Annotated in this window: 25 protein-coding genes, 1 tRNA gene, 1 pseudogene and 2 riboswitches; of the genes and pseudogenes, 12 read left to right on the forward strand and 15 right to left on the reverse strand. The window is 67.4% G+C overall.

From position 1 onward, the window contains the following. Positions 1-59: 59 nt before the first annotated feature. Entirely contained in the window at positions 60-908 is an 849-nt protein-coding gene (locus ARGLB_RS16460; protein WP_003804627.1) for an inositol monophosphatase family protein, read from the reverse strand. Between the two features lie 89 nt (positions 909-997). Here ARGLB_RS16460 and ARGLB_RS16465 point away from each other — a divergent pair, with 89 nt between their 5' ends. After that, positions 998-1,642, forward strand: a complete 645-nt coding sequence (locus ARGLB_RS16465) for a hypothetical protein (RefSeq protein WP_003804629.1) — start codon at positions 998-1,000, stop codon at positions 1,640-1,642. Here ARGLB_RS16465 and ARGLB_RS16470 read toward each other — a convergent pair. After that, positions 1,639-2,421: a DUF998 domain-containing protein gene (locus tag ARGLB_RS16470; protein WP_043419475.1), complete on the reverse strand. Its 783-nt coding sequence runs from the start codon at positions 2,419-2,421 to the stop codon at positions 1,639-1,641. The two genes, ARGLB_RS16465 and ARGLB_RS16470, sit on opposite strands and share 4 nt — an antisense overlap. An 87-nt stretch (positions 2,422-2,508) precedes the next feature. Between ARGLB_RS16470 and ARGLB_RS16475 the strand changes: the two genes are divergently transcribed. The 3 genes from ARGLB_RS16475 to ARGLB_RS16485 all read left to right on the forward strand — a co-directional run bounded on the left by ARGLB_RS16475 (position 2,509) and on the right by ARGLB_RS16485 (position 3,552). Further along, positions 2,509-2,581, forward strand: a tRNA-Arg gene (locus ARGLB_RS16475). A 1-nt stretch (position 2,582) separates the two neighbouring features. Further along, positions 2,583-3,137, forward strand: a complete 555-nt coding sequence (locus tag ARGLB_RS16480) for a DUF6314 family protein (protein WP_003804633.1) — start codon at positions 2,583-2,585, stop codon at positions 3,135-3,137. A gap of 10 nt (positions 3,138-3,147) precedes the next feature. Next, positions 3,148-3,552: an NUDIX hydrolase gene (locus ARGLB_RS16485; protein WP_003804634.1), complete on the forward strand. Its 405-nt coding sequence runs from the start codon at positions 3,148-3,150 to the stop codon at positions 3,550-3,552. Positions 3,553-3,595: 43 nt separating this feature from the next. On the opposite strand, the gene ARGLB_RS16490 is transcribed toward ARGLB_RS16485, so the two are convergent. Together ARGLB_RS16490 and ARGLB_RS16495 are read right to left on the reverse strand one after the other, a co-directional pair. After that, positions 3,596-5,509: an ABC transporter ATP-binding protein gene (locus ARGLB_RS16490; protein WP_003804636.1), complete on the reverse strand. Its 1,914-nt coding sequence runs from the start codon at positions 5,507-5,509 to the stop codon at positions 3,596-3,598. After that, complete coding sequence (locus tag ARGLB_RS16495) at positions 5,506-7,170, reverse strand: ABC-F family ATP-binding cassette domain-containing protein (protein ID WP_003804638.1); 1,665 nt, start codon at positions 7,168-7,170, stop codon at positions 5,506-5,508. The genes ARGLB_RS16490 and ARGLB_RS16495 overlap by 4 nt, the downstream gene beginning before the upstream one ends. Before the next feature lie 196 nt (positions 7,171-7,366). Here ARGLB_RS16495 and ARGLB_RS16500 point away from each other — a divergent pair. The 7 genes and pseudogenes from ARGLB_RS16500 (at position 7,367) to ARGLB_RS16530 (ending at position 12,971) form a co-directional block, all read left to right on the forward strand. After that, positions 7,367-8,116 (forward strand): annotated as a pseudogene (locus tag ARGLB_RS16500) (hypothetical protein). Next, positions 8,113-8,847, forward strand: coding sequence for a hypothetical protein (locus ARGLB_RS16505; protein ID WP_003804643.1), 735 nt, complete (start codon positions 8,113-8,115; stop codon positions 8,845-8,847). The pseudogene ARGLB_RS16500 and the gene ARGLB_RS16505 overlap by 4 nt, the downstream one beginning before the upstream one ends. A gap of 35 nt (positions 8,848-8,882) precedes the next feature. After that, the gene (locus tag ARGLB_RS16510; RefSeq protein ID WP_003804645.1) at positions 8,883-9,614 is read left to right on the forward strand and encodes a hypothetical protein; all 732 of its coding nucleotides are present in this window, start codon (positions 8,883-8,885) and stop codon (positions 9,612-9,614) included. Then, positions 9,611-10,348 carry a hypothetical protein gene (locus ARGLB_RS16515; RefSeq protein WP_003804647.1) on the forward strand — a complete coding sequence of 246 codons (738 nt, stop codon included), beginning with the start codon at positions 9,611-9,613 and terminating at the stop codon, positions 10,346-10,348. The genes ARGLB_RS16510 and ARGLB_RS16515 overlap by 4 nt, the downstream gene beginning before the upstream one ends. A 312-nt stretch (positions 10,349-10,660) precedes the next feature. After that, positions 10,661-11,482 (forward strand): amino acid ABC transporter substrate-binding protein, encoded by an 822-nt coding sequence (locus ARGLB_RS16520; RefSeq protein WP_003804649.1) that lies wholly within the window; start codon positions 10,661-10,663, stop codon positions 11,480-11,482. Next, the gene (locus tag ARGLB_RS16525; RefSeq protein ID WP_175305015.1) at positions 11,483-12,148 is read left to right on the forward strand and encodes an amino acid ABC transporter permease; all 666 of its coding nucleotides are present in this window, start codon (positions 11,483-11,485) and stop codon (positions 12,146-12,148) included. Then, positions 12,135-12,971, forward strand: coding sequence for an amino acid ABC transporter ATP-binding protein (locus ARGLB_RS16530; protein WP_003804651.1), 837 nt, complete (start codon positions 12,135-12,137; stop codon positions 12,969-12,971). Before ARGLB_RS16525 ends, ARGLB_RS16530 begins: the two co-directional genes overlap by 14 nt. A gap of 67 nt (positions 12,972-13,038) precedes the next feature. Here the strand turns inward: ARGLB_RS16530 and ARGLB_RS16535 are convergent, their stop codons facing one another. The 10 genes from ARGLB_RS16535 to ARGLB_RS16580 all read right to left on the reverse strand — a co-directional run bounded on the left by ARGLB_RS16535 (position 13,039) and on the right by ARGLB_RS16580 (position 24,334). Continuing rightward, a complete protein-coding gene (locus ARGLB_RS16535) occupies positions 13,039-16,065 on the reverse strand; it encodes an alpha-mannosidase (protein ID WP_003804653.1) in 3,027 nt (1,008 codons plus the stop codon). Between the two features lie 178 nt (positions 16,066-16,243). After that, positions 16,244-17,116 (reverse strand): formate dehydrogenase accessory sulfurtransferase FdhD, encoded by an 873-nt coding sequence (gene fdhD, locus ARGLB_RS16540; RefSeq protein ID WP_003804655.1) that lies wholly within the window; start codon positions 17,114-17,116, stop codon positions 16,244-16,246. Between the two features lie 46 nt (positions 17,117-17,162). Further along, positions 17,163-18,722: a molybdopterin molybdotransferase MoeA gene (locus tag ARGLB_RS16545; RefSeq protein ID WP_003804658.1), complete on the reverse strand. Its 1,560-nt coding sequence runs from the start codon at positions 18,720-18,722 to the stop codon at positions 17,163-17,165. After that, positions 18,719-19,066 (reverse strand): DUF6457 domain-containing protein, encoded by a 348-nt coding sequence (locus ARGLB_RS23710; protein WP_003804660.1) that lies wholly within the window; start codon positions 19,064-19,066, stop codon positions 18,719-18,721. Before ARGLB_RS23710 ends, ARGLB_RS16545 begins: the two co-directional genes overlap by 4 nt. Before the next feature lie 36 nt (positions 19,067-19,102). Then, the gene (mobA, locus tag ARGLB_RS23715; RefSeq protein ID WP_003804662.1) at positions 19,103-19,696 is read right to left on the reverse strand and encodes a molybdenum cofactor guanylyltransferase; all 594 of its coding nucleotides are present in this window, start codon (positions 19,694-19,696) and stop codon (positions 19,103-19,105) included. A 35-nt stretch (positions 19,697-19,731) separates the two neighbouring features. After that, entirely contained in the window at positions 19,732-20,232 is a 501-nt protein-coding gene (locus ARGLB_RS16560; RefSeq protein WP_003804664.1) for an HNH endonuclease, read from the reverse strand. Between the two features lie 222 nt (positions 20,233-20,454). Next, on the reverse strand, positions 20,455-21,240 hold the full coding sequence (locus ARGLB_RS16565) for an NlpC/P60 family protein (protein WP_003804666.1): 786 nt from the start codon (positions 21,238-21,240) through the stop codon (positions 20,455-20,457). Between the two features lie 100 nt (positions 21,241-21,340). Further along, positions 21,341-22,033, reverse strand: coding sequence for a C40 family peptidase (locus tag ARGLB_RS16570; RefSeq protein WP_043419551.1), 693 nt, complete (start codon positions 22,031-22,033; stop codon positions 21,341-21,343). Positions 22,034-22,103: 70 nt separating this feature from the next. Beyond that, positions 22,104-22,273, reverse strand: a riboswitch (cyclic di-AMP (ydaO/yuaA leader). Positions 22,274-22,409: 136 nt separating this feature from the next. Continuing rightward, positions 22,410-23,234 (reverse strand): M23 family metallopeptidase, encoded by an 825-nt coding sequence (locus ARGLB_RS16575; RefSeq protein WP_003804670.1) that lies wholly within the window; start codon positions 23,232-23,234, stop codon positions 22,410-22,412. Between the two features lie 11 nt (positions 23,235-23,245). Next, a riboswitch (cyclic di-AMP (ydaO/yuaA leader) is annotated at positions 23,246-23,488 on the reverse strand. Between the two features lie 150 nt (positions 23,489-23,638). Beyond that, positions 23,639-24,334, reverse strand: a complete 696-nt coding sequence (locus ARGLB_RS16580; protein ID WP_003804672.1) for an iron-dependent transcriptional repressor DtxR — start codon at positions 24,332-24,334, stop codon at positions 23,639-23,641. A 347-nt stretch (positions 24,335-24,681) separates the two neighbouring features. Here ARGLB_RS16580 and serC point away from each other — a divergent pair, with 347 nt between their 5' ends. Beyond that, positions 24,682-25,812: a phosphoserine transaminase gene (gene serC / locus ARGLB_RS16585; protein WP_003804674.1), complete on the forward strand. Its 1,131-nt coding sequence runs from the start codon at positions 24,682-24,684 to the stop codon at positions 25,810-25,812. A 204-nt stretch (positions 25,813-26,016) separates the two neighbouring features. On the opposite strand, the gene ARGLB_RS22890 is transcribed toward serC, so the two are convergent. Continuing rightward, positions 26,017-26,625, reverse strand: coding sequence for a DUF3027 domain-containing protein (locus tag ARGLB_RS22890; RefSeq protein WP_003804675.1), 609 nt, complete (start codon positions 26,623-26,625; stop codon positions 26,017-26,019). Positions 26,626-26,631: the final 6 nt, after the last annotated feature.

Here is a 26,631-nt window from a genome sequence, read left to right on the forward strand (position 1 = left end):
AACCCGGTGCGGGCAGGTCCGCGGGGAGTTCCGGACGTCAGATCCAGCCGGAGGGAAATCTAGTCGACAGAGCCCGACTCGAGGGCGGCACGCAGCTGGTGCACCGCCGTCGTTCCTCCCGCCATGAACCATTCCAGGCCGTTGACGTGGACGCTGCCGGCGACGCCGCCGGCGGCCGTCACGATCGCTTTCCCGGGAAGCCAGTCCCATTCGGGGCAGCTGTGCTGGAACCAGCAGCCAAGCTGCCCGTCAGCGACGCGGCCGAGGTCGCACGACCCGGACCCGAGCATCCGCAGCGTCGCGGCCGACGTCGCGGCGGCGTGCCACGGCATGGCGCACATCGGGTCGGAGAGCCAGCGCGGGTGGATATAGGTGGCGGCGCCGAGGTGGGACAGGTCGGCGGCGTTGCGGTTGGTACCGTCCTCCCTGAAGGTGGTGACGGGATCGCCGTTGAGGGTGGTGGCGCGTTGCTTGCCGCCGATCCAGAGTTTGTCCTCCTCCGGCTGGAATATGGCGCCGAGCAGCACATCGGATTCGTCCTTGAGGGCGATGGCGGAGCACCAGTAGGTGGAGCCCTGCAGGAAGTTGTAGGTGCCGTCCACCGGGTCGATGACCCAGGTCCGCCCGCTGCTGCCGCGCACCGCTGCGCCTTCTTCGCCCAGGACGCCGTCGTCCGGGCGGCAGCGCTGCAGCTGCTCCAGCACATACGCTTCGGCCGCATGGTCTGCGGCGGTGACGACGTCGGAGATTGAGGTCTTGCGCTGGGCGTCCAGGCCGCCCTGCCGCATCAGCAGCGCCAGTTGCCCGGCCTCGCGGACCAGTTCGGCCGCCAGCTGATAGTCGTCGAGCTCGGGGCTCAGGTTGGTGGCGCTGTGTCTGCCCAGTTTGTGTTTGCCCAGTTCCGTCACGGTTCCCACCCTATCGGCGCCGGGCACGCGATGGACAGCAGAGGCGCGGTGCACAGCGGGCCTGGCGTGCTCGGGGCGATAATGGGCACATGGCCAAAACACCTGCACAGCGGATCAAGAAGCACGGCGCGAGGGCCGCAGTACCCCAGCACCACCTGCCCCCGGTGATCAACCCCGGCACGGACCGGACTCCCGCGAAGGCGCAGAACAACGCCAGCCTGATTGTCATCGCCGGCGTGGTGGCCAGCCTCTTCCTGTTCTGGTACGTCCACCTGCTGACCCTGAACCAGCTCACCCAGCTGTCCGGCGGGCTGGCCATGCCCGATTCCCTGGTCGGCGGCTTCGACACCGGCTACGCCGAGCAGCTCCGCCGCGCCCTGGACGCCGACGGCCGCGGCCAGCTCAATTACGTCCACAAGACGGCGGGCACCCTGTTTCCGCTGATCTTCGGCTTCACCTGGCTGCTGCTGATCGGCACCAACGTGGCCCGGAAGGCGCTGCGCTGGGCGCTGTGGGCGCTGCCGCTGCTGTTCGTGGTGGTCCGGCTGTGGGGCAACGTCACCATTGATTCCATGATCGCGGCGGTAAACCTCGACGCCGGCCAGGTCGCCTTGGCGTCGGGCCTCACCGTGGCCGGCTGGGTACTGTTCGTGGCCAGCCTTATCGCCGGCGGCGCCGCCGTTCTCCTGGGGCGCCGGTCCTCGAAGAAACCGGCCGCGCAGCAGGAAGCCTAGGCGCTCCGGGCAGCCCGGGCCCGGGCGAGCGCCCTGCGCACCTGCCGTTCCTGCCGGACGCGCTGGGCGATGACCAGGCCGGCGGTGGCGAGGCCGATGGTGATCGGATAGCCCATCAGCCGTTCCAGGGTTCCCGGCTCGGGGACGTCCAGGCCGGTGACGGCCGCCGTGACGAGCGCGGCCGCGGACACCCCGCCGGAGGCCAGAACGAACCAGCCCAGCGGCGACTGGCGGAACCACAAGGCGCCGAGCAGCAGCAGCGCCAGGGAGCCGGCGATGAAGTACATCACGGCCCCGGCGTAGTGCCAGCCCGATTCCAGGTCCTCCGGGACCAGCCCCACAATGATCGTGCCTGTGCCTGCGGCACCGGTGAGGATCCGCGCCGCCACCGCCGAGTACCAGGGCACTTCACCGGAGTGGCTTGCCGCCACCCGCACGCCGGCCCGGGCAGCCACCCGCAGCAGCGCCGAGCTCAGCAGCAGCGCGCCCAGCAGCATGCCCAGGCCCTGCACCACGAAGGAGGAATTCATCAGTACGTGCAGAGGCGAACAGATGCTGCGGCCGTCAAAGACGCCGCAGCTCACGGCGCCCAGGTCGCTGATGAGGCCGGTCCGCCGGCTGTAGGGGTCGGGTCCGGCCCAGGCGCCGATGACCGCCGCCTCCGCCACGAAATACTGGACAACGCTGAGCACCGCCCATGCCCCGATGTACTGCCGTGTGGAGGCGGTGTCTGGCAGGAACGTTGCCCGGGCGGAAGGGACTTGAGCTGCGGCGGCCATGCCAAGAGCGTAGTACGCGCCGTCACCTTGTATGCTTGTAAGCGTGCCCGAACGGGCCGGTCCAAAACCCGGCAGCGGCGGGCGCCCGCCCTCGTAGCTCAGTGGATAGAGCACGGCTCTCCTAAAGCCGGTGTCGTTGGTTCGATTCCAATCGAGGGCACTTGAATCTGCAGCACCCGTCCGGGCTCCGCGACTATCTGCTGGGCACAACGCCGGCTGATCCGGCATCCCCCGGCCGTGCCCAGGCAGGGCATTGGTCCGTGGAACGGACCCTGCTGGACCGGGCCGCCGGCACCCGCGGCACCTTCACCGGCGTCGTGATCTTTTCCCCCGACGGCGACGGCGGGCTCCACTTCCACGAGGAAGGGACCGTGGTCTGGCCCTCAGTGAAGTGGCCCGCCGGGGACTTGCCGGCAGAGCAAGGCGACACCTTCACCGGCCCGGCCACCCGCGACTATCTGCTCAGGCCCGCCGACACGCCGGACGCCATGGACATGCTGTTTCCCGACGGGCGCCCCTTCCACCGGATGAGCTTCTCGCCGGAGGCCAGCCAGGACCGGCACTGGTGCGATCCGGACACCTACCGCGTCACCTACGAGTGCCACGGCGAGAACGAGTTCAGCTACGTCTGGGATGTCACCGGCCCGCGCAAGGACCTGCTGCTGGAGTCAGTCCTGCGGCGGCTGCCAGAACCGCCGCGACCGCAGACGGGCTAGGCTCGAAACCGTGAATCCGCGCATCATCGTTTCCGCCGTGTGTGTCTACGACGCCGCTGGCCGGCTCCTCACCGTCCGCAAGCGCGGTACGGACAAGTTCATGCATCCCGGCGGTAAGCCCGAACCCGGCGAGACCGCGGTGCAGGCCGCCGCGCGGGAGCTCCAGGAGGAAGTCGGCATCATTGTCGATCCGCGGGAACTGACCCTCATGGGCGTCTGGCTGGCCGATGCCGCCAACGAGGCAGCCACGGAAATCGAAGCCACCGTCTTCACCGCGCCGGGGACCTGGGTGGCCCACCCTTCCGCGGAGATCGCCGAGATCCGGTGGCTGGACCTCACGGCGGAACTGCCCGGGGACCTGGCACCGCTGCTCACGGACCACATCCTTCCGGCGCTGGCGGAATCCGGGCGCTGACGCTTTGGGCGCTGACACGGCGCTCTGGCGCCCTGGCAACGACTCAGTATTCCGGAACGGCTTCCTCTGCCACTGCCGTGGCCTCGGCGAACTGGGTCCGGTACAGCTCGGCATAGCGGCCATCCGCGGCCAGCAGCTCGGTATGGGTGCCGCGCTCCACAATTTGCCCGTCCTCCACCACAAGGATGGCGTCGGCCGCGCGGATCGTCGAGAGCCGGTGGGCAATAACGACGGCGGTGCGGCCTTCCAGCGCAGCGCCCAGCGCCGCCTGCACGGCGGCTTCGTTCGTGGAGTCCAGCGCGGCGGTCGCTTCGTCGAGGATGACCACGCGGGGCTGGGCGATCAGCAGCCGGGCGATGGTGAGCCGCTGCCGTTCCCCGCCGGAGAGCCGGTAGCCGCGCTCCCCCACCACGGTTTCCAGGCCATCGGGAAGGGACCGGATCATGGTTTCGAGCCGGGCCTGGCGCAGCACCGACCACATGTCCTCGTCGGTGGCCTCCGGGCGGGCCAGCCTGAGGTTGGAGGCGATGGTTTCGTGGAACAGGTGCCCGTCCTGGGTGACCATGCCCAGCGTGGCTCGGATGGAGTCGAAGGTCAGGTCGCGCACGTCCAGGCCGGAGGCCGGGCCGGTGCCGCCGAGGCGCACGGCGCCGGAGTCGACGTCGTACAGCCGGGACAGCAACTGGGCCACGGTGGACTTGCCGGCGCCGGAGGAGCCCACCAGGGCGACGGTCTGCCCCGGTTCCACCCGGAAGCTGATACCGTGCAGCACCTCCTCGCCGCCGCGGGTGTCCAGCGTGGAGACCTCCTCCAGTGAGGCCAGCGAGACCTTGTCCGCCGAAGGGTAGGAGAACCGCACGTCGTCGAACTCCACTGCCACGGGCCCGGGCGGGACTGCCAGCGCGCCGGGCTTTTCCTGGATGAGGGGCTTGAGGTCCAGGATTTCGAAGACCCGTTCAAAGCTGACCAGGGCGCTCATGATTTCCACGCGGGCGTTGGACAGCGCGGTGAGCGGCGCGTACAGCCGGGTAAGCAGCAGCGCCAACACCACGACGTCGCCCGGGGCGAGCTGACCGCCGATAGCCAGCCAGCCGCCCAGGCCGTAGACCAGGGCGAGGGCCAGGGCGGAGACGAGCGTCAGCGCCGTCACGAATGTGAACTGCAGCATGGCCGTCCGCACACCGATGTCCCGGACCCGGCCGGCACGCAGCGCGAACTCGCGGGATTCGTCGTCGGGCCGTCCGAAAAGCTTCACCAGGGTGGCACCGGGGGCGGAGAAGCGCTCCGTCATCTGGGTGCCCATGGCCGCGTTGTGCTCGGCTGCCTCGCGCCGCAGGTCCGCCAGCCGGGAGCCCATCCGCCGGGCGGGGATGAGGAAGATCGGCAGCAGGATCATGGCCAGCACGGTGACCAGCCATGAGGTATTGAGCATCACCACGAGGGTGAGGATGAGGGCCACCACGTTGCTGACCACTCCGGACAGGGTTCCGGCGAAGGCGGACTGCGCGCCGATGACGTCGTTGTTGAGGCGGCTGACCAGCGCGCCGGTGCGGGTCCGGGTGAAGAACGCGATGGGCATTCTCTGGACATGGTCGAACACCCTGGTGCGGAGATCCACGATGACGCCCTCGCCGATGGTGGAGGACAGCCAGCGGCTCACCATGCCCAGGGCTGCTTCGGCCACCGCCACGCCGGCGATCAGGGCCGCCAGCCGGATCACTTCGCCGGAATCGGCGCGGGCAACGATCGTGTTGACCACCTGGCCGGCGAGCACCGGCGTGGCCACCGCCAGGAAGGCCATGGCGACGGACACGGCCACGAACGCGATCAGCCTGCCGCGGTGCGGCCGGGCAAAGCCGAGAACGCGCTTGAGGGTCTCCTTGGAGAACGGCCGGGAGCCGCTCTTGGCCCGGGTGATGTTGTAAAGCGAGCGCCAGGCTACGCCGTCCATGCTCATCTGTTCTGCTCCATCTTGCCTGCCGCCAGTTCGGTGACGACGCCGTTGTCCACGTTCCAGCGCACGTCCAGGCGGACGTTTTCCAGCAGCCGCCGGTCGTGGGTGACCAGCAGCAGGGCGCCGTCGTAGCTTTCCAATGCTTCTTCCAGTTGCTCGATGGCCGGGAGGTCCAGGTGGTTGGTGGGCTCGTCCAGGACCAGCAGGTTCACTCCCCGGGCCTGCAGCAGGGCCAGTGCGGCGCGGGTCCGCTCCCCCGGCGACAGCGAGTCCACCGTGCGCGCGGTGTGGTCGGCCTTGAGGCCGAACTTCGCCAGCAGCGTGCGGACCTCGGCGGACGTGTATTCCGTCAGGACTGCTTCGACGGCGTCAGCAAGCAACAGGTGCCCGGCCAGCAGCCCGCGGGCCTGGTCGATCTCGCCGACGGCCACGGACACACCGCGGGAAGCGTCGCCGGAGTCCGGTTCCAGTGCCCCCAGCAGCAGCCGGAGCAGCGTCGACTTGCCGGCCCCGTTCGGCCCGGTGATGCCGATCCGCTCGCCGGCGTTCAGCTGCAGGTTCACCGGGCCCAGGGTGAAGCTGCCCTGCCGGACCACGGCATCGCGCAGCGTTGCCACCACAGAACTGGACCGCGGCGCCTGGCCGATAGTGAACTGCAGCTGCCACTCCTTGCGCGGTTCTTCCACCACGTCCAGGCGGGCGATGCGCGATTCCATCTGCCGGACCTTCTGGGCCTGCTTCTCGGACGATTCGGTGCTGGCCGCGCGGCGGATCTTGTCGTTGTCGGGGCTTTTCCGCATCGCGTTCCGGACGCCCTGTGAGCTCCATTCCCGCTGGGTCCTGGCCCGGGACACCAGATCGGCCTTGGTCGCGGCGAATTCCTCGTACCGTTCGCGGGCGTGCCGGCGCGCGACGGCCCGTTCCTCCAGGAAGGCCTCATAACCGCCGTCGTACACGGCCACCGAGTTCTGGGCGAGGTCCAGTTCCACGATGGAGGTCACGCAGCGGGCGAGGAACTCGCGGTCGTGGGAGACCAGCACCACGCCGCCGCGAAGGCCCTGCACGAACGCTTCCAGCTTGGTCAGGCCGTCCAGGTCCAGATCGTTGGTGGGCTCGTCCAGGAGCACGACGTCGAAGCGGCTCAGCAGCAGGGCGGCGAGCGCCACGCGCGCAGCCTGGCCGCCGGACAGCCCGGTCATTTCGGCGTCGGGACCGACGTCCAGGCCAAGGTCCGCGAGGACGGGGGCTATCCGTTCGTCCAGGTCCGCGGCACCTGAGGCCATCCACCGGTCAAAGGCCACCGAGTAGGCGTCGTCGGATCCGGGGGCTCCCGACCCCAGGGCCTCGGCCGTGGACTCCATCTCAGCGGTGGCTTGGGCGCAGCCGGTGCGGCGGGCGATGTAGGCGGCGACCGTTTCGCCGGCCTTGCGTTCGTGTTCCTGTGGGAGCCAGCCCACGAAGGCGTCGGCCGGCGCGAGGCTGACGGTGCCGTCCTGCGCCTGGTCCACGCCGGCAAGGAGCCGCAGCAGCGTGGACTTGCCGGCACCGTTGGCGCCGACCACGCCCACAACGTCCCCGGGAGCCACTGTGAGGGACAGCCCGGAGAAGAGGGTGCGGTGATCATGACCGCCCGAAAGGTCCTTCGCAACAAGGGTTGCAGTCATCAATCCATCCTCTCACCGCTGCCCGTTTTTACCCGAAAATTCAGGCGGGCATGAAAGAACCCGCTGGTCCGGACTTGGGGGGTGTACGGACCAGCGGGTTCGACCATCTAGCATAGTTGAAGCGGCGCGCTACGTAAAATCGAGGCCGGCGGGCCGCGTCTCCGCACCACCCCCGCCCGTCAGCAGAGAGCGTTCCATGCCCCTATCCGCCAAGGCCTTCCAGCGCTGGCTGCACGGCGTCGCGCCGGACGCCAGCGTTGCTGATGTGGCCAGGGCGTCCGGGGTCAAGCGCACCACCCTGGCCCAGCAGCTGGTCCGCGGCAAAGTGTCCGAGGCAACCGTTGTGGGGATCAGCCGGGCCTTCAATATCAACCCGGTGGCAGCGCTGGGCTAGTTTGAGCCTTATCAGGATCTGGGACAACCGCCGGTCCCGCCGACACTGCAGGAACTGGTCAGCCAGATCGCCACGGCGGACCTGCTGCACGCCATCATTGCCCGCACCGAGATCATTGCCCGGACCGATCCGGACACCGGCACAGGCACTGGTCCGCCCGAACTTAGCCCGCCGCCGCACGCCACCTCCGTGAAGAACTGGGTGGACGCCATCGACGACGGCGAACTCCGCCACCGGGTCTCCGCCGCCACCGGCGTCGCCCCGCAAAACTACTCCGCCCAGCTGACCGCCAACCGGCTCGCCCCGGAACTGGCCGTCGCCACCTCCCGGGCCGCCGGCGTCGGACTCGCAGGCGGACTCGTCGCCGCCGGGCTGGTGACCGAAGCCGAGGCCGGCTGGCCGCCCGGCGCACGGCAGGCGGCCCTCGACCTGCTGACCGACGGCGAACTGGCCGTTCTGGCCGGCGAGCGCCTCCACGCGCTCGGCAAGGCCCTGCGCCGGCAGGAACACGACCAACGACAAACCGAAACGATCTGGGAGAACCTCGGATGATTGAAATCCTGCAATGGACCACCCTGATCGCGTCCGGCGCCGCCGCGCTGAGCCGGATCCCGAACCTGGTCCGCCGGAAAAACAGGTCCATCTTCTATGCCCTGGCGCTCCTGACGCTGGCCATCCTGCTGAGCATCCGCGGTCCCTACCTGGCGATCGATACCCTGTTGGGCGGCACAAACGTGGCCAACCTCCTGCTGCGTTTCATCATCTTCGGGGCCATCTTCTTCCTTGCCCTGCGGATTGCGGCCGGGTTTGGGGACAGCCGTGGCGTCCAGCTGATCCGGGGCCGCGCCGGCATGCTTGCCCTGGGACTGATTTCTGCCGTGCTGGTGGTGTGCTTCGTCCTGATGGACACGTCGGGCTCATCGGCGGGGCTCGTGGACGTGGCAGCCAAGAGTCAGCAGAACGCCCTCCTCGTCGAGTACTACGGCGCCGCGGGCCGGGCCTACCCGGCTTACGTGTGCCTGGCGATCCTGCCGGGGATGCTGCGGGCCGTCAGGAGCCCGCTGCCCGCCATGCTCCGGATGAGCGCGGCGCTTCTGGCGGTGGGCAGCATCGCGATCCCCCTTTCGTTGCTGTTCCCTCTCGTGCCGCCCGGGCTGGGATTCCTGCGCTTTGTTGTCAATTACACAGCCATCCTGTGCTTTGTGGCAGGCCTGGCACTCATCTGGGTAGCCAGCGGCCGGGCCGGTCGGAAGCACGGGCGTGTGTCCGCCCAACGCCGTTAGTATGGGTCAAACATTCGTTCAGCAGAGAGCGTTTCATGCCCCTCCCCGCCAAAGCATTCCAGCGCTGGCTTAGTGGCGTAGCACCGGATACCAGTACGGCCGATATTTGCAGGGTCTCGGGAGTCAAGCGCACCACCCTCGCCCAGCAGATGGTGAGGGGGAAGGTTGCCGAGACCACAGTCGTGAGCATCAGCCGGGCCTACAACATCAATCCGGTTGCCGCGCTGGCCACGTTCGACACGTACAGCGGCCTCGCCAGTTCTTCCCTCCCGCCCACCGAGAAGGAACTGGTCAGCCAAATCGCCACCGTCGATTTGCTGCGGGCGGTCATTGTCCGCACCGCGCCCGAAGGTTCCACCGGCCCGGGCCAGCCTGGACTCAGTCCGACTCCGCATGCCACCTCCGTGAAGAACTGGGTGGACGCCATCGACGACGGCGAACTCCGCCACCGGGTCTCCGCCGCCACCGGCGTCGCCCCGCAAAACTACTCCGCCCAGCTGACCGCCAACCGGCTCGCCCCGGAACTGGCCGTCGCCACCTCCCGGGCCGCCGGCGTCGGACTGGCCAGCGGACTCGTGGCCACCGGACTGGTCACCGAAACCGAAGCCGGCTGGCCACCCGGCGCCCGGCAAGCGGCCCTCGACCGGCTCAGCGACGGCGACCTCACCGCCTTGGCCGGCGAGCGCCTCCAGGCGATGGGCAGGACCCTGCGGCGGCAGGAACAGGACCAGGAGCAGACCGAACGAATCTGGGAGAACCTGGTGTGAGCGAGATTCTCCCGTGGATAACACTGGTGGTTTGCGCCGCTGCCGCCCTGGCCCGGATTCCGAGCACCATGCGTGGAGTCAATCCGGCCCTGTTCTTCATTTTCCTGCTGGCGACGGCCGCCGCGGTCCTGAGCATCGAACAGTTCTATGTGGCCATCGACGGGGCCCTGGGCGGGCTGAACATTGCCCACGTCCTGCTGCGCCTGATTGTCTTCGCCACGATCTACCTCATCGCAGTCCGCGTCACCAAGGGGTTTGGTGCCCCCGATGCCCACCGCATGATCGCCGGCCCTCCCGGTCTGGCTGTGCTCGCGATTTTCTCCGTGGCCCTGGTCGCGGTCTTCCTCATGATGGCCCCCGCCGCGTCGTCGGTCCGCTTCCAGGACGCCGGGGCGGCAAGCCCGCGGAATGAGGCCCTGCTGCCCTTTTACTGGGCCGCGGCCCGGGGCTACCTGGCGTATGTCTCCCTCGCACTGCTGCCCGCCCTGCTCCGCAGCGTCAAGGAACGCCTGCCCCTGCTGGTCAGGACCGGGGCTGCCCTGATGGCGGCCGGAGCAGCTGCCACCGTCGCCGGTCTCTGCCTTGAGTTTTCGCCCGCGCAACTGCTCCCCATAGCGCCGGCGGTGAACAACGGGGCGGTGGTTTTCTACACATCCGGCCTCGTCATGGTCTGGCTGGCACGGGTAAAAGCCGCCCAACGCAGGAGTCACGGAACGTCATCTACCGAAAGGTAGCAAACCGGGATTCACAAAATCATTAGACCGTGAGAGAATCATGAATGTGTGAAAGCAGTTGCTGCCTGGCTCACAAGCTGTGGCGCCTGCCGGATCGCACATTGGGGGGATGAGTGGTGGCGGCCGTTGGGGACCGCCCCCACTCAGCCTTTTTAAAGACCCTCCCCAGCGGATCCTCCGGCCCCGTATGACACCCCCGTATGATGGCGAAATAAAACGTCTTTTCAAATGCGTTGCAGGCAGTAGCGTCGCAGGTGGATCCGCCCGCCGCTCCCGCACCGCCGCCGCCGCCTGAAGAAGAAGGTATTCGCCATGAACCGTGTCCCCTCCCGCCGCTCCGCCCTTGCTGCCACCCTCGCCGGACTGGCCCTGGCTCTGACGGCCTGCGGTGGCGGCGGTTCCCAGACACCGGCCGCCAGCAGTTCCGACACCTCGCTCAGCGACGTGAAGTCCAAAGGCGAAATCGTCGTCGCCACCGAGGGCACGTACAAGCCCTTCTCCTTCCACGCCGAAGGAGCCGGCGACCTGACGGGCTACGACGTGGAAATCGCCCGGGCAGTTGCCGAGAAACTGGGCGTGAAGGCCACCTTCCAGGAGACCCAGTTCGACGGCATCTTCGCCGGCCTCGACGCCAAGCGCTTCGACACCATCGCGAACCAGATCTCCATCAACGACGAACGCAAGGCCAAGTACGACTTCTCCAAGCCGTACACCGTCTCCACGGGCGTGATCGTGACGAAGGCGGACAACAACAGCATTACGGGCTTTGACAGCCTCAAGGGCAAGACCACAGCGCAGTCGCTCACCAGCAACTTCTACAAGATGGCCGTCGATGCCGGCGCCAACGTCCAGTCCGTGGAGGGCTGGGCCCAGGGTGTGGCGCTGGTTCGGCAGGGACGCGTGGACGCTATCGTCAACGACAAGCTCACCTACCTCGACTACGCCAAGACAAACCCGGACGCCGGGCTGAAGATTGCTGCCGAAACCACGGAGAAGTCCGAAAGCGCCTTTGTGTTCCGCAAGGGTTCCACGGAGCTCACCAAAGCGGTGGACAAGGCGCTGGACGACCTCCGCACCGACGGGACGCTGGCCAAGATCTCAGAAAAGTACTTCGGCACGGACGTCACCAAGTAGATGCCGTTGAACTGGGATCTCATCTGGAGCTCCTTCGGCCCTATTGTCACGGGTGCCATCACCGGCACCATCCCGCTGACGCTGGCGTCGTTCGTGATCGGCCTTGCCCTGGCCCTGCTGGTGGCGCTGATGCGGCTGAGCCGGAACGCCGTGGTGTCCGGCGTGGCGCGGTTCTACGTTTCGGTGATCCGCGGCACGCCGCTGCTGGTGCAGCTGTTTGTGATCTTCTACGGCCTGCCCAGCCTGGGCGTGAAGCTTGATCCCTGGCCCAGCGCCATCATCGCCTTTTCGCTCAACGTTGGCGGTTATGCCGCCGAGGTCATCCGCGCCGCAATCCTCTCGGTGCCCAAGGGGCAGTGGGAAGCCGGCCACACCATCGGCATGTCCCGTGGCCAGTCGCTGCGCCGCATCATCCTGCCACAGGCTGCGAGGGTATCTGTGCCGCCGCTCTCCAACACCTTCATTTCGCTGGTCAAGGACACGTCCCTGGCCTCGCTGATCCTGGTCACGGAGCTCTTCCGCAACGCCCAGCAGATCGCGGCCTTCAGCCAGGAGTTCATGGCGCTCTACCTCGAGGCTGCCCTGGTTTACTGGGTGATCTGCCTGGCGCTCTCCTCCGGGCAGTCCGTCCTTGAAAGGAGATTGGACCGCTATGTCGCCCACTGACGGAGCAGCTCATTCGGGAGCCCACGGAGCCACATCCCAGGCCAGGCCCGTGCTGTCGGTCCGGAACCTCGCGAAGGCATTCGGCAGCAATGTGGTGCTGCGGGACATCGACCTCGACGTGCGCCGGGGCAACGTGGTGGCCCTGATCGGGCCGTCAGGTTCCGGCAAGACCACCGTGCTGCGCTCACTCAACGGACTGGAAACGCCCGACGCCGGGACTGTCACCTTTGCGGGGCCGGGCACCTCCGCAGGCCCGGGCACCGATCTTGCGCTGGATTTCTCCGCCAGAGTCTCCAAGAAGGAGATTTCAGATCTGCGGGACCGCAGCGCCATGGTCTTCCAGCACTACAACCTGTTTCCGCACATGACCGTCCTGCAGAACGTCATCGAAGGACCCGTCCAGGTGCAGAAGCGCAAGCGGGCCGAAGCGGTGGCCGAGGCCGAAAAGCTGCTCGCCAGGGTGGGACTGGCGGACAAGCGTGACGCCTACCCGTTCGAGCTCTCCGGCGGCCAGCAGCAGCGGGTAGGGATAGTGCGTGCCCTGGCCCTGAAGCCCCAGCTGCTGCTGTTCGACGAGCCCACCTCGGCGCTGGACCCGGAACTCGTGGGCGACGTCCTGGCCGTCATCCAGGAGCTGGCCGACGAGGGATGGACCATGGTCATCGTCACCCACGAGCTTGCCTTCGCCCGCCAGGTGGCGGACGAGGTCATCTTCATGGACGGCGGCCTCGTGGTGGAGCGCGGACCGGCCGCCGAGGTTCTCCGTGCGCCGCGTCAGGAACGCACCCGGCAGTTCGTCCGGCGCCTGCTGCATGAGTTCTGAGCGCGGTTCCGGCGGCGCCTGACGTGTCGGGCGCCGCCGGAAGAACCAGCTCAACAGACAACAGCGCTTAGCGGACGATCCTCAGGGTCACCAGCTGAAACGGCCGCAGGGTGAGCTCGGCGGAGTCCGCCCCAGCCACCACGCCCGTCGCCTCAACCGGACGCTCGAGCAGGTCCACGGTCTGGATTCCCGTGGCCGGGAAGTTGGCTGTGAGCCGTCCGGCCGACCGCTGGCCGAGCGATTCGTACAGCCGGACGATGACGTCGCCGGAGCCGTCTTCGGCCAGCTTTACGGCCTCAATTACCAGGGCCGGGTTGTCCACCGTAACCAGCCCTTCGGCTGGGTGTGCGCCCCGCACCGTCCTCGGGACGAGGTTGGCGCGGTAGCCCTCCTCCACTGCCTCCGCGATTCCTGCCGCCGGGCGGACCCAGACGTCAAGCACGTGCCGGCCGCGGTCGGCCTGGGGGTCGGGGAACTTTGCTGCCCGCAGCAGCGAGAGCCGTACGGTAGTGGTGGTCCCGCCGTCGTCCCGGACAGACCGGGCGACGTCGTGCCCATAGGTGGACGCGTTGGCGATGGCCACGCCGTACCCGGGTTCGGCGACGTGGATCCAGCGGTGCGCGCAGATCTCGAACTTCGCCGCCTCCCATGAGGTGTTCACGTGGGTCGGCCGGAAGACGTGGCCGAACTGGGTCTCCGCCGCCGAGCGGTCGGCCCTCAGGTCGAGCGGGAATCCCAGCTTGAGCAGCTTCTCGCGTTCCTGCCAGTCGACTTCGGTGGAGATTCCCAGGGACGGGCTGCCCGCCCCCAGCGTGATGCGCTGGGTGATGCGGGAGGAACCGGTGAGCCGTTCCACCACGACGACGGCGTCCCCGCCGTGCCGCTGCAGCGTCACCTCCGCGGCGTCGGTAAGGCTGGTGACGTTCCGCCGGTAGAACTCGTCGATGTCCCAGGCGTCCCATTCGTTGGGGGTGTCGCGGTGCAGTTCCAGGTGGTTTCCGAACTGGCCGGGGGCGATGGCTTCGCGGCCTGTCCCGTAATCCCGCAGGGAGGTCAGGAGCCCGTTGTCATCCAGCACGGCACGGATCACGCCGTTGTCCAGGACAAAGCCGCCGTCCAGCGGCGTGGCCTGGACTCCGTCTTGGGTTGACACGGGCACTCCGGCCGCGAGCGCCGGGACCCCCAGGCGGCCATGGGGGTTGGCATTGAGCAGGAACTCCTGTGCCCCTTCGCCGAGGAGTGCCGCGGCAGCCTCGCTGATGAGTGCTTCCAACCCCCTGGCCACGGCTGCGTAGTTCCGTTCGGCGTCCTGGTGCACCCAGGCGATGGCGCTGCCGGGCAGGATGTCGTGGAACTGCTGCAGCAGGACCAGCTGCCACAGCCGCTTCAGCTCGGCCGCGGGGTACGTGTACTCCGCTCCGCAGCGGACGGCGGCGGTGGCGCACCACAGCTCCGCCTCGCGGAGGAGGTGCTCGGACCGGCGGTTGCCCTGCTTGGTCCTGGCTTGGCTTGTATAGGTGCCGCGGTGCAGCTCCAGGTACATCTCCCCCACCCAGACCGGCAACGCTTTGTACTCGGCCTCGGCCTGTTCAAAGAAGCTGCCAGGCGTTCCGATCCGGACTTTCGGCGAGCCTTCCAGGTCGGCCGCGCGGTGCGCGGCAGCGACCATCTCCCGCGTCGGTCCGCCGCCGCCGTCGCCATAGCCGAAGGGAACGAGCGAGATGGTGCCGTGTCCGTGGTCCCGGTAGTTGCGCTCGGCGTGCGCCAGATCCCGTCCGCTAAGTTCGGAGTTGTATGTGTCCACCGGCGGGAAGTGCGTGAAGAGGCGGGTGCCGTCGATGCCTTCCCAGTTGAAGGTATGGTGCGGCATCCGGTTGATCTGGTTCCAGGAGATCTTCTGGGTCAGGAACCAGCGGCTGCCGGCGGCCTTGACGATCTGCGGCAGGGCTGCGGAGTACCCGAAGGAGTCCGGCAGCCAGGCTTCCCTGCACTCGACGTCGAATTCCTTGAGGAAGAAGCTCTTGCCTTCCACGAACTGACGGGCCATGGCTTCCCCGCCCGGCATGTTGGTGTCGGATTCCACCCACATGCCGCCCACGGGAATGAACTGGCCTGACTTCACCTTTTCCCGGATGCGTCCGAAGAGCTCCGGGTAGTATTCCTTGATCCAGGCCAGCTGCTGGGCCGAGGAGCAGGAGAACACGAAGTCCGGGTCCTCGTCCATGAGGGCTACCACGTTGGAAAAGGTCCGGGCGCACTTGCGCATGGTTTCCCGCACCGGCCACAGCCAGGCCGAGTCGATGTGCGCGTGCCCGGTGGCGAGCAGCCGGTGGGCGGACGCGTAGGCAGGCCTGGCCAGCACCTCGGCCAGCGTTTCCCGTCCGGCCGCCGCAGTGCCCGCGACGTCGTCGGGGTCCATGGTGTCCATCATGCGCTCGAGGGCGCGGAGGATCTCGTGCCGGCGTGGCAGTTCCGTGGGCAGCTCGTGCATGAGGCCGCTGAGCGTCAGCACGTCCTGCTGGAGCTCCCACACGGCGCGGTTCAGTTCGGCTATGGCGATGCTGCCAAGACGGTACTGTGGTTCGGTTCCGGCGGTGGCCTTGTCCCCGTACGGCGTCGCTGCGAAGCTCCAGCCCTGGGCAACGTCGGGGTTGGCTGCTGCCTCCACGTAGAAGTCCACGGCCAGGCCGCTGCCCAGAAGCTTTAGCGGGATGTGCTGGTTGCGGGGCGAGATGGCTTTGATGATGGTGCCGTCCGGGCGCCACGCGATCCCCTCGCACTGGAAGCCGGGAATTTCCGTGGTGAAGCCAAGGTCCACCACGATCTCCACCTCGGTATCCGGCGCGGTACCCCAGGCATCCGGCACCTCCCCCTGGAGCCGCAGCCATTTTGTGCTCCACGGACGTCCCCAGGCGGCACCGTGTTCCTGCGGCGTGAACTCCTGGCGCAACGCCTCCAGAACCGGGACAGGTTCATCCGGAACGTCCCAGCTGCTGAGCTCCAGCGGCACGCTGCGACCGTAGATGGCGGGTCCAATCCGTTCGCGGAGAAAGCGGTCCAGGCGGACTTCCGTGATCCGGCGGTCGTCGTGCAATGTGTACCTCTTTAGTACGTGAAAGCAGAAGCGGGGTGTGCTGGCTTTCGTGTGGGCATGGGGGGGTCGCGGTCCGCTTGGGTCCTGGCAGTTCAGCTGCCGTCTGAGCAGATCAACGCTTCCATTCGATGGATAAAATCTACCGCTTTGGCATCCGGCCGCCAAGGCCCCACGCCCGCTACCGCGGCATCGGCGCAGGCGTCGAAATGCGGCCGGAACCCGCGTAGACATTCAGGCTGGTCCCCCGGCTGAACCCGGCAAGGGTGACACCGGTGGACTCGGCCAGCTCCACTGCCAGGCTCGAGGGCGCGCTGACCGCGGTGAGTACAGGGATACCGGCCAGCGCGGCCTTCTGGACGAGTTCGAAGGATGCCCGCCCCGACACCTGGAGCACGGTGTTGGTAAGCGGCAGTCGGCGTTCACGAAGGGCCCAGCCAACTACCTTGTCCACCGCGTTGTGCCGGCCCACGTCCTCCCGCAGGCACAGCAGCTCCGCACCGCCGTCGTCGTCGATCCTGAACAGTCCGGCAGCGTGCACTCCCCCGGTCACTTCGAAGACTGCCTGCGCCTCCCGCAGCCGGTCCGGCAGGGAGGCGAGCGTTTCGACCGGAACGGTGAGCCTGTCGGCGGCGGGGTTGAAGTGCGAAGACTTGGTGACCGATTCAATGGAGTCCGTGCCGCAGATCCCGCACGAGCTGGAAGTGTATACGTGCCGGCCGGTGTCCGGCAGGGGCACATCGGGCCGCAACTGGGCTTCGACCACGTTGAATGTCTGGACCCCGTTTTCGTCCTCACCGGCGCAGAATCTGAGCGAGATCAGCTGGTCGGCGTCCCAGATGACGCCTTCGGAGACGAGGAAACCTGCCACCAGGTCGAAGTCGTCCCCGGGTGTGCGCATGGTGACCGAGAAGGACAGGTTGCCCAACCGGATTTCCAGCGGTTCCTCCACGGCGAGCACGTCCTCGCGGTGCCTGACGGGGAACTCCATTGCCGCGGCCGAGCCGTCCAGGACATAGCGGTGCACTTTGCGTCGTTGCGTTACGCGGCCCATGGGAGACTCCGCGCTGAGTGGCTGTTCATGCCTCCATCATTGCATCTCAGTCGAGCAGGGCACTCCAGTCCACGGGCCCGCTTTGGGCTGCCTGCTTGGCGGAGGTGCGGGAGGAGGAATTCCGCGTCGGGTTCTTGGGCTTGGATTCGGCGCTCTTGGGTTCGGGAATGGCCGGACCCCAGGGCAGGGCGAAAGCCGGCACCATCTCGCCCAGTTGCACGCCGTGCGGCGGCACCACCAGGACGCCGTCGGCGGACGCCAGTCCACGCATCATGCCGGGGCCGGTGTGCTGCGCGGGCGATGCCATGCCGTAGAGGAGCCGGAAGGGCATAAGCCGGGTGCGGCCGGGGTCGGGTTCGAGCATGGTTCCGGAGGGGACTTCCCGGACCGGCGGCAGCTGGCCATGTCCGAGGGCGGCCAAGAGCGGTGCGCCCACCGTGGAAAGTGCCATCATGGCGGCCAGGGGGTTGCCCGGCAGCCCCAGCACAAAGCGCCCGTCGGGCAGTTCGGCGAGGACGGCCGGGTGTCCCGGCCGCATTGCCACGCCGTCAATGATCAGCCGTCCGCCCAGTTCAGCCACGGCTCGCCTGAAATGGTCGGTGCCGGACCGGCCGGTTCCGCCGGTGGTGATGACGACGTCGGCAGGCAAGTTATGTGCCTCGGCGATGCCTGAGTCCTCGAGGCCCTCCAGCCATTCCGCGTAGCCGTCGCCGATCCGGACCTGCTCCCGGCACAGGCCGCCCAGCATTTCCACCACGGTGGCCAGCTGCGGTCCGAAGGTGTCACGCACCCGCCCGGGCTGGGGCACTCCCTGCTCCACCACTTCGGAGCCTGTCAGCAGCAGTTTCACCACCGGTTTGCCCAGGACCTCCACCTCGTCGTACCCGGCGAGGGCTGCAAGGGCCACATGGGCGGGGTTAAGCACGACGCCGGCCCTGACCAGCACGTCCCCGGCGGTCGCCTCTTCTGCCGCCTTGCGGATGTGCTGGCCGTTCCTTGGTTCGCCGGGCCTGGCGGTGCCGCCCAGTGTCAGGACTGGCAGCCCCTCGTCGTCCGTGGAGATCACGCCGCTTTCGGTGCGCAGCACCGCCTTGGCACCGGGGGGAATCAGTCCGCCCGTTACGATCACGCTCGCCTGGTGCGGTGCCAGACGCTGCCCCGGCTCGGCCAGGATCCACGGACCTGTTCCGTTGACGGCCCAGCCGTCCATGGCCGACGACGCGTAGTGCGGCAGGTCCTGGTGGGCGGTGATGTCCACGGCCAAGGTCCGGCCCACGGCGTCGCGCAAGGGAACGGGTGCCGCGGGTATCGGCGCAGCACAGTCGAAAGCGGCCTGCCGGGCCTCCTCCCAGGTGTGCGCCAGGTGCTTGGCGGGCGCGTCCGGCTGCCCCGCCGCGGCGGGTCCGGCGTCGGAAGCGGGCCCGGCGTCGGAAGCGGGTACGGCGTCGGGACCGGGTTCGACGTCAGAAGAGGGTTCGACGTCAGAAGAGGGTACGGCGTCGGGGACGGAAGCAGTGCCGCCGCCAGCAGCAGTCGCGCCCCTGGCAGGCGTTGCCTCCACGGCGGAGTAGGGGTCGTCAGAGCGGTGCTCGGGCGCGGCTGTCATTCCCCCGGAGTCCCGCTGGGCGCCGAAGTGCCGGCGGAACCCACGGCCGGGGTACCTGCCACAGCCTGCGCCTCATCGGCCGCATAGGCCTTGGCAACGGCACGGGCCACCTCCATGGCGCTTTGCATCGCCTGGACATCAGGCGCCTGGCCCGAAGCGCAGTCGAGGCCGGCGGCGAGCCCGGCTATGAAAGTTGTCAGCGGCGCCGCTGGACGCACCACGGAGTGCGCAGCCACTCCCGCGACGGACAACACCTCGTTGATGTCCACGTCCACATCCTCGAGCTCAAAGGCCCGCAGCAGCAGACGGCACCATTCCTCAAGCGTCTCGTCCTGGCTTTTCATGCCTGCCTCCAAATTCACGGCGGTCCGGTATGCGGGTCATTGCTCCCGGACAGCTACTCCCAACGCGGCGGCATCATCCCACGTATCCACGTCGTCCGTGGAGCCGGCGGGGACAACCACAGCCTGCACGTCAAGACTAGCAAGGAGGGCGAAGACTGACCCGTGAACCAGGGCGTTGCGTGCGGCGGCAGCCTGCACGGCGCGTTCTAGCGCAGCTGTGCTATAAAAACCCGCCAGCGGCTGCAGCCGCCCGTCGGACGATGCCGCCATGACGCCGTCAACCCCGGAGCCGGGGAGGGCGGCAAAGAGCGCGCGGACCGCCTCGCCGACGCGGGGCATGTCGCACGCGAGGACCAGGACCAGGCCTGCGGGGTCTGCACCCCTGAGCGCGTCAAGGCCGGCAGCGATGGCCGCGGCCGGACCTGCAAAGGGCGGGTCCTCACGCGAGGTGAGAACACCACCGGGAAGGCCCGCCGCCTCAGGTCCCACCACAACGGTGTGCCGGGCACCCGCGGCCGCCGCGAGCGAGCGCTCAAGGAGGGTGGCGCCGTCGAACATCAGGGCAGACTTGGGTGAGCCGCCCAGCCGCGAGGAGCGGCCGCCGGCCAGGATTACAGCGTCAAAGTCCACACACCCAGCTTAAGGCTGCGGGGCCCAGACCAGCGTCAGGCTGCTCTTTCCGGGAGCAGGAACGGATCCCACGCCGGTGTGGGCTTCTCCAGTTCCTTGATCTGCCACATGGTGCCCACCGGTGGAGCCGGATCGAACCGGAGCTTCCAGCCCATTTCACTGGGGGTGTGGTCACCCTTGACATTGTTGCAGCGGAGGCAGGCTGCGACGAGGTTCTCCCAGGAGTCCGCACCGCCCCTGGATTTGGGCTGGACATGGTCTATTGTGTGGGCTGCCTTGCCGCAGTAGGCGCACCGGTGGCCGTCGCGGCGAAGCACACCGCGCCTGCTTACCGCGGTGATCATGTTGTACCGGGGGCGGATGTAGCGGTTAAGGAGAATCACGGACGGACGGCCCATGATGTCCTGCGGCCCGACGACAGGATCGTCGCCTTCGGCCACCACGCTTGCCTTTCCGGTGAGCACAAGGACCAGCGCCCGGCGGAATGTCACTACCGCCAGCGGTTCATATCCAGCATTCAGAACGAGTGTGCGCATGCACATACCTCTTCACGGCCGCACCCGGCAGAGGCGCGAGGGCCGGCTGCCCTCTGCATGTCCGGGCTATGGATCGACACCATAAGAGTAAACACTCACTAGGCAGATGAGCGAATCGAACACAAGCATCGTCAGGGTGTGTCACCAAAAATTCATGCGGACGCAAGGCAAAAAAAGGACCCCCGCCAACTGGCGGGGGTCCTTTTGAAGGCTTTGGATGTCTTAGCCGCCGACGCGGATGAAGACCGGGCCGGATCCGACGTTCACGCTGAACAGGGCCGTGGTTCCGCCGTTCCAGCCGCCGTGGACGGCCTGGCCGTTGCCGACGTACACAGCGATGTGGGCCAGGCCCATGCCGCCGTTCTGGTAGTAGGCGAGGTCGCCCGGCCGGGCTTCAGCAGCACTGACGGTGCGGCCGAGTGACAGGTAGCCGGCCGGCCAGCCGTGGTAGTGGACGCCCACAGCGGCGAGTGCGTTGGTAGCCAGCGCGGTGCAGTCCTGGGAGACGCCCAGCTGGGCGTAGGCCGCAGCAGCGATTGCAGCGCCCTTGCCGCTGGCGGCAGTGGTCTTCGGCGCTGCCGGGGCAGCGGTCTCGACGGCGGCGGTGGCCTGGACGGCCGGTGCGGCGTCGGCAACCGGGGCCTCAACGGCGGGAGCGGCTTCCTGGACCTTGACAACAGGCTTGGGGGCCTCGACGACGGGAGCCGGCGTGGTGGAGACAGCAGGCTTCTCGTAGGAGATGGCGATGCTGGAAGCAGCGGAGATGTTGGCCGGTGCAGCGGACTGGACTTCCAGCGTGGAGGCCGCGGCAGATTCGCGCTGAACGTTGGTCTCAGCGGCGTTGGCGGCGATGCCGCTGGTCAGGACAAGACCGGACGCAGCAGCGATAACTGCAGCCTGGCGGCCCACGCCACCGGCGTTGTCGCCGACAGCCTTGGCAATGACAGCCAGCGAGTTGGTCTTGGTGACCTCGGCGCGGTGCCGTGCAATGGTCGCACGTGTAGTCATTAATTTCTCTCTTTCGTGTTCCACGGACCGCGGTAGCAGGCCATGGGTTATCGACGCGCCGGCATCTTGGGGGTAAGCCGGCCCGCCTCGAATCGGATTCTTAGCGAAGGGTGTAAAAAGCGGACGTGCCCGTTGCGGACACCGCGTGCAGGAGAGTGCCCTGCGAGGGGTTCAGCGCGCTGATCATCATGCCGTTGCCGACGTAGATGCCCACGTGGGCGCCGCCGTTCTGCATGACCAGGTCGCCGGGAGCAGGCGTTGAAGTGGGCTTCATGGCGTTCCACGCGTTGACGCGGGGAATGCTGATGCCTGCCTGAGCGTAAACCCACTGGGTAAAGCCGGAGCAGTCCCAGCCGCTGGGCGTGGTACCGCCCCAGACGTAGGGGCTGCCAATGCCGGTGTACGCGATTGCAGCCAGCCCGGAAGCTGCGGCGGAGGCCGCACCATCGGTGGACTTGGCGGTGACGGCCAGGGCCGCACCTGCGATCTCGCTGCCGGCCTGGCTTGCGTCGGCCGCCTGGCTCTCATCGTTCGACTGGGGAGCGATGGTTTCGGCGACCGGGGCTGCCACCGTGGTGACGGCAGGACGCTCGAAGGAGACAGTGGCGGTGGGTGCGGCGGTCACAGCAAGCTGCGATGCCTGGGAACCGGTCTCCGAGGAGGCGGAAACACCAATGTTGGCGTCGGCTGCGTTGGCAGGCATGCCAACACTCAGGATGAGTCCTGAAGCAGCTGCGATAACAGCTGCCTGGCGACCTACTGTGCCGGCATTGGCGCTAACCGCTTTGGACACGGAGTCCAACGGGTTCATACGAACCGTGTGCGCGCGGTGGCGCGCGGCATTGTGGCGTGAAGACACGAAGGTAGCCTCTCCCAATGCCTACGAGGTGAGCTGTCGGATTCGGATGGGAGTCACCCGGCCGCTCCGCTTCCTGGGAAGCATTGCGACTTAACCCCAAGGCCTTCTTGCGAAGACCAAAATTGGTTCCCCCGCCCCTGCCAGACGATGTAATGCGAACGGACCTTGAGCGGTGGCAGAGTTAGGCAATCCACTCAAGAGCGTCAACTTCGGAAAAGTTGACGCGGTTTAGACGGTACAGCAGTTCGGAGCCAATGTCACATTCAGGTCACGGCGTGTCACAGGAATGAGAGTGCTCACTCGGCTTGGCTCAGAGCCAGCCGGTGGGATCAACGACGTCCCCGTTGACCATCACCTCGAAGTGGAGGTGGCAGCCGGTGGAGGCGCCTGTGGTCCCGCTGAGGGCGATTACTTCGCCGCGGGTGACCTTCTGGCCAACCTGGACGCTGGAGGACGACAGGTGGTTATACGTGGTCTCGAGGCCGTTGCCGTGGTCGATCACCACGCGGTTGCCTCCCCCGTACGGGTGCCACCCCGAGAATGTCACCGTGCCGCTGGCTGCGGCCAGCACCTCGGTGCCGCACTGGGCGGCAAAGTCCTGGCCGCGGTGGAACTCGCCGGCGCCGCCGGTGATCGGGCTGACCCGGTAACCGAACGGCGAGGACTTGACCAGCGTGGTCAGCGGGCCACCCAAGGTGCCCACCGACGCCGAACGGCTGATGCTGCCGGCCGACTGGGCACTCAGGAGCTGCTTGAGCTTTCCGTCCGGGTCCCCCGTGGTGGAGACGGACGTGCGGCTGAAGTCGATCTCTGCCGCCGCTTCAGCCGAGACTTTGGGCTGGGCCGGGGAGGCAACAGACGCGGACGCCTCTCCCTGCTGCTCTCCGGCGGCAAGAACAGGACTGGTGGCAGGGACGGTCACAGTCAGCAGCAGGCCCGTGGCTGCAAGGGCTACGCCGGCTTTTTGCCCAACGCCGCTGGCCGAGGCGAAATCCGTAACCTGCCGGAACGGACCCCGGCGGCGACGGCGCGCTTCACGCTGGGCGTCCCGGGGACGGTCCGCGGCAATGGCCTCCGCGAGGCGCGGCTCCGGAGCGGGACCGGACGCGCGGCGGCGGCCCCGGGCATTCTGCATGGACAAGTACTGTTTCCTCTCTGGATAGCCTGCGAAGTTAGCTGTCGGATTCGGGTCAGAGAGTTCGGACCCGGTCCGCCGTAACAAGCCATTCCGGCACAGGGGTATCCCAGGAGGATTCCTTCTGCGGAAGAGACTTGCTGCTGCGGACTTCACCCCAAGGCTGTTAGAAACAGCCGGTTGTGGTTCCCCCGCCCCTGCCAGTGGGTGACTCGTGCTGCTGATCTGCTGGCAGGGTTCGGCTCCAGATCAGGTAACGCTTATGTATCGGCGTTGCCGTTTAACTATAGGCGATTAAAAGGCACAGTAATAATTCCGTTATATTCACTGTGCAAAAGTGGTAGGTCATCCTGCCTGCAGATGTCAGACAGATGCGTCATAGGCCCCGAGGGGCTGTTGAGAAGCTAGCCGACTCGCACGAACACGTGCGCAGCCACTTCCGGCGGCAGCTCAAGGGCACCTTCGAAACCGGGCACGCGGACAGAGATGTACTCCCCCACACGCTCCAGCGAGACGGCAGCGCCGGGCCGGATCCCGCCTTCATCCAGCTGCAGCAGCAGCTCCGGCTCCACCTGGATGGGTTCTGCCAGACGGATGACGGTGACCTGGGATTCCGGGCCGTAGCCGGTCATGGCATCGAGCAGGCTCACCACCCCGTCCGTAAAGGGACTGGCAGGCGGCCCGCCCAGCGCCGCAAGGCCGGGGATCGGGTTGCCGTACGGCGACTCTGTGGGGTGGTCGAGCAATTCGTAAATCCTGCGCTCCACCCGTTCGCTCATGACGTGCTCCCACCGGCAGGCCTCGTCATGCACGTAGGCCCAGTCGAGGCCGATGACGTCGGCGAGGAGGCGTTCGGCGAGCCGGTGCTTGCGCATCACCTCGGTGGCGCGCTTCCGGCCCACTTCGGTCAGTTCAAGGTGGCGGTCATTGGAGACGACGACGAGGCCGTCGCGCTCCATCCTGCCGATGGTCTGGGAAACGGTGGGGCCCGAGTGGCGGAGGCGTACGGCGATGCGTGCCCGAAGCGCCACGATGTTCTCTTCCTCCAGCTCCAGAATGGTGCGAAGGTACATCTCCGTGGTGTCGATCAGATCCGTCATTCAGCTCAGCTCCTCGAGCACAGTATTTGTGTCCGTCCCACCGTACCGCGGGCCCGCCGCACCGGGATCCGGCAAGCTGCAGCGGCGGTCGTATATCCGACGGCGGCGCAGCACCGGCTGTCTGCCCGTACGTTCAGTGCCAGCTTAGCCTATTTTGAATTAGTCCGGATAATTCGCAGGGCGGACGGCGGGCACTGTCTCAGTGACTGGACTATGACGGGGGCGTGTTCCTCCGGTATCGGCGCTTCGGGCAGAATAAGGAGGGTCGACGTGGCGGTCAAGGTTGTCTGCCGGCCATCGCCCCGACCCAGCCGAACCGCATTTCCATGCCGAAAATTGGAGCCACTGTGAGCGACACCAGCATCACTATTCCCGCAAACCTCCTGCCCAAGGACGGACGGTTCGGCGCCGGTCCCTCCAAGGTCAGGCCGGAGCAGATCGAGGCGCTCTCCGCAGCCGCCACGACGCTCCTTGGCACGTCCCACCGCCAGGCCCCGGTGAAGAACCTCGTTGGCTCCGTCCGCGAAGGCCTCAGCACTTTCTTCCGTGCCCCCGAAGGCTACGAAGTGGTCCTGGGTGTCGGCGGTTCCACCGCGTTCTGGGATGTCGCCAGCTTCGGCCTGGTGGAACAGAAGGCGCAGCACCTGTCGTTCGGCGAATTCGGGTCCAAGTTCGCCGCGGCCACCAACAAGGCGCCGTTCCTTGCGGAATCCTCCATCATCAAGTCCGAGCCCGGCACCTGCCCCGCCCCCAAGGCCGAGGCGGGCGTTGACGTTTACGCCTGGCCGCAGAACGAGACCTCAACGGGTGTTGCCGCGCCCGTCCAGCGGGTGAATGGCGCCGACGAGGGCGCACTGGTGCTGGTGGACGCTACCTCGGCTGCCGGCGGCCTTGACGTCGACGTGGCCCAGACGGATGTCTACTACTTCGCACCGCAGAAGAACTTCGCCTCCGACGGCGGGCTGTGGCTGGGCCTCTTCTCCCCGGCAGCGCTGGAGCGGGCCGAGCGCGTCAAGGCGAGCGGGCGCTGGATCCCTGACTTCCTGGACCTGAAGACCGCCATCGACAACTCCAGGCTGAACCAGACGTACAACACCCCGTCGCTGTCCACGCTCGTCACGCTGGATGCCCAGGTGCAGTGGCTGAACGCCAACGGTGGCCTGGACTTCGCCGCCGGACGCACGGCCGACTCGGCCGGACGCATCTACAAGTGGGCGGAAGCCTCCGAATTCGCCACGCCGTTCGTTGCCAATGCCGCCGAGCGCTCCAACGTCATCGCCACCATCGACTTCGATGACTCGATCGATGCCGCTGCGATTGCCAAGGTGCTCCGCGCCAACGGCATCGTGGACACCGAGCCCTACCGGAAGCTGGGACGCAACCAGCTGCGCATCGCCACCTTCGTGGCCATCGAGCCATCCGATGTTTCCGCCCTGCTCGAGTGCATCGACTACGTGGTGGGCGAGCTGAAGAAGTAGCCAGGAGTTTGAGTTTATGTCCAGATAATCGGAGCTCCACGGCCGTTTAGCCCCATTATCTGGACAAAACTCTTCCGCTAAGGTTCGACGGCGTCGGGCGGGCTTGCGCCAGGCCGGTTCCGTCCGGACTCATGGGAATGCCCCCGCTACCTACGAGGTAGCGGGGGCATTCCGCATTAAGTCCCGGCTGATCCGGCGGTGTGATCAGTCCTGCTCTCGGCCGCGAGTTTCCGTCTCGCCATTGGTACCAGCCTCATCCGCGGAGGCCGCGTCGGCGCCAGACTCTGTTTCGGCGCCGGACCCTGCGTCGGCGCCGGCCCCTGTTTCAGCGGCGGCTTCGGCGCCCGCGGCCGTCTCACCCGGAGCGCCGTCGGCCCCGTCTTCAGCAGGAGCTTCGTCCTGGGCGTCTTCCGCGTCCTGCTCCTGAGCGTCCTCAGGGCGCACGCGCTCGGCCCACGGCACCCACTCCGGGGCGAGGATCGAGTCTTCCGAGGGAAGCAGGCCAAGCTCGTTGACCGTGATCACCTTGGAGCGGGAGTTCCGGGTCAGGACGGCATACCACTGCCAGCCGATGTACCCCGGCAGCCGTGATTCAAAAAGGTGCGTCACCACGCGGTCGCCCTCGGTGCGGGCGGCCAGGTGCTCCCCGATTTCGGATGCCTTCGCAATGCCTTCGATGGCGGTCCGGGCGGTGTCCACGGCAGCGGCCAGCACGGCGTCGGGTTTCCCCGTCCGCCACACCGGGACACCGGCACGCCGCTTGGGTGCCTTGGGTTCCACCTTGGATTCGGCCTGTTCAGGTTCCGGGTTCATCGGGAG

The organism is Arthrobacter globiformis NBRC 12137 (assembly GCF_000238915.1).
In the GTDB taxonomy this organism is placed as follows: Bacteria; Actinomycetota; Actinomycetes; order Actinomycetales; family Micrococcaceae; genus Arthrobacter; species Arthrobacter globiformis.

Excerpts from the sequence above, each read along its gene's own strand:
- ARGLB_RS16560 (WP_003804664.1), bottom strand. The coding sequence starts at position 20,232 with ATGCGCACACTCGTTCTGAATGCTGGATATGAACCGCTGGCGGTAGTG.
- ARGLB_RS16520 (WP_003804649.1), top strand. The coding sequence starts at position 10,661 with ATGAACCGTGTCCCCTCCCGCCGCTCCGCCCTTGCTGCCACCCTCGCC.
- ARGLB_RS16580 (WP_003804672.1), bottom strand. The coding sequence starts at position 24,334 with ATGACGGATCTGATCGACACCACGGAGATGTACCTTCGCACCATTCTG.
- ARGLB_RS16545 (WP_003804658.1), bottom strand. The coding sequence starts at position 18,722 with ATGACAGCCGCGCCCGAGCACCGCTCTGACGACCCCTACTCCGCCGTG.
- fdhD (WP_003804655.1), bottom strand. The coding sequence starts at position 17,116 with ATGGGCCGCGTAACGCAACGACGCAAAGTGCACCGCTATGTCCTGGAC.
- ARGLB_RS23710 (WP_003804660.1), bottom strand. The coding sequence starts at position 19,066 with ATGAAAAGCCAGGACGAGACGCTTGAGGAATGGTGCCGTCTGCTGCTG.
- ARGLB_RS22890 (WP_003804675.1), bottom strand. The coding sequence starts at position 26,625 with ATGAACCCGGAACCTGAACAGGCCGAATCCAAGGTGGAACCCAAGGCA.
- ARGLB_RS16575 (WP_003804670.1), bottom strand. The coding sequence starts at position 23,234 with ATGCAGAATGCCCGGGGCCGCCGCCGCGCGTCCGGTCCCGCTCCGGAG.
- ARGLB_RS16495 (WP_003804638.1), bottom strand. The coding sequence starts at position 7,170 with ATGACTGCAACCCTTGTTGCGAAGGACCTTTCGGGCGGTCATGATCAC.
- ARGLB_RS16525 (WP_175305015.1), top strand. The coding sequence starts at position 11,483 with ATGCCGTTGAACTGGGATCTCATCTGGAGCTCCTTCGGCCCTATTGTC.
- ARGLB_RS16530 (WP_003804651.1), top strand. The coding sequence starts at position 12,135 with ATGTCGCCCACTGACGGAGCAGCTCATTCGGGAGCCCACGGAGCCACA.
- ARGLB_RS16490 (WP_003804636.1), bottom strand. The coding sequence starts at position 5,509 with ATGAGCATGGACGGCGTAGCCTGGCGCTCGCTTTACAACATCACCCGG.
- ARGLB_RS16470 (WP_043419475.1), bottom strand. The coding sequence starts at position 2,421 with ATGGCCGCCGCAGCTCAAGTCCCTTCCGCCCGGGCAACGTTCCTGCCA.
- ARGLB_RS16510 (WP_003804645.1), top strand. The coding sequence starts at position 8,883 with ATGCCCCTCCCCGCCAAAGCATTCCAGCGCTGGCTTAGTGGCGTAGCA.
- ARGLB_RS16565 (WP_003804666.1), bottom strand. The coding sequence starts at position 21,240 with ATGACTACACGTGCGACCATTGCACGGCACCGCGCCGAGGTCACCAAG.
- ARGLB_RS16465 (WP_003804629.1), top strand. The coding sequence starts at position 998 with ATGGCCAAAACACCTGCACAGCGGATCAAGAAGCACGGCGCGAGGGCC.
- ARGLB_RS16505 (WP_003804643.1), top strand. The coding sequence starts at position 8,113 with ATGATTGAAATCCTGCAATGGACCACCCTGATCGCGTCCGGCGCCGCC.